This is a genomic window from Rhizobacter sp. P1_G5 (assembly GCF_056405435.1).
Genome location: NZ_JBFUCB010001100.1, coordinates 1 through 882, shown reverse-complemented (window position 1 = coordinate 882; position 882 = coordinate 1). Strand labels below are relative to the sequence as shown.

At 64.1% G+C, this 882-nt stretch carries 2 protein-coding genes; both read left to right on the top strand.

Translation table 11 applies throughout. From position 1 onward, the window contains the following. Positions 1-345: 345 nt before the first annotated feature. On the top strand, positions 346-573 hold the full coding sequence (locus tag AC1D12_RS34305) for a DUF6148 family protein (RefSeq protein WP_477828816.1): 228 nt from the start codon (positions 346-348) through the stop codon (positions 571-573). Continuing rightward, positions 573-882: phage portal protein (locus AC1D12_RS34300; RefSeq protein WP_477845519.1), on the top strand; the 310-nt coding region annotated here is incomplete at its 3' end. The genes AC1D12_RS34305 and AC1D12_RS34300, both read left to right, overlap by 1 nt.

The window sequence follows — 882 nt, the reverse complement described above, 5'->3', positions numbered from 1 at the left end:
GATCGATATCGATCCGGGGACGTTCTCGAGATGATTTCGCCGCGCCTTCACGTCGTAGAGGCGGAGTCGGCACACGTTTGAGTAGACCCGTCCGACGTGTCCGAGATGCACACCCGAACGGACCCGTAGCCGGGACACGCGGCCACTGTTGATGAAGGTCGCCTTCGGCAAGCACTGTTGCTCAGCGAACGAATTTGATCGACCTAAACCAGCCGGAAGAAGCCGTTGTACTGGCAACGCCTAGGACGTCTCGTGTCCGTCTGCCGTAGCAAGTGCTGGAAGCCTCGATAAATATTGTCATCTCGTAGGCTACAAATGGCAGGCGGATCTAACGAGCATGGGCGCATGAGCACCTCTGCCACCACGATGCTGGCCGCCTACCTGCAGGCCGAAACCGATGTCCTGCTCGGCAAGGAAGCGCGCCTCGGCGACCGCGTCTTCCGGAGCGAGGATCTGGCCGAGATCCGCGCCGGCCGACAAGAATGGGAACGCCGCGTCGCCGGTGAGCGCGACCGTACATCGGGCGTCCCGACCCTGGGCGGCCTGCGCTTCAGCGTCGCGCGTCTCCACTGATGGGCGCGCGTCTGAATCCGGTCGATCGCCTCGTCTCCTGGCTCGATCCGCAGCGCGGCCTGAACCGACTGCGCAACCGCACGCTGCTGGCCCACTACGAGGCCGCACGACCGAACCCGCAGCGCAAATTCCGTCGTGATGGCGGCTCGCCCAATCAGCTGGTCGAGCAGGGCGCTGCACCGCTTCGCAACCAGATGCGCTACCTCGACCGCAATCACGATCTGGTTGTCGGTGCGCTCGACGTGCTCGTCAACAACACGGTGGGCGCCAACGGCATCGGCGTCGAGTTCCAGCCCCGTACGCTCAGCG

What these genes read in the sequence shown, in the direction of transcription:
- AC1D12_RS34305 (WP_477828816.1), top strand. Translation starts at nt 346, where the DNA reads ATGAGCACCTCTGCCACCACGATGCTGGCCGCCTACCTGCAGGCCGAA.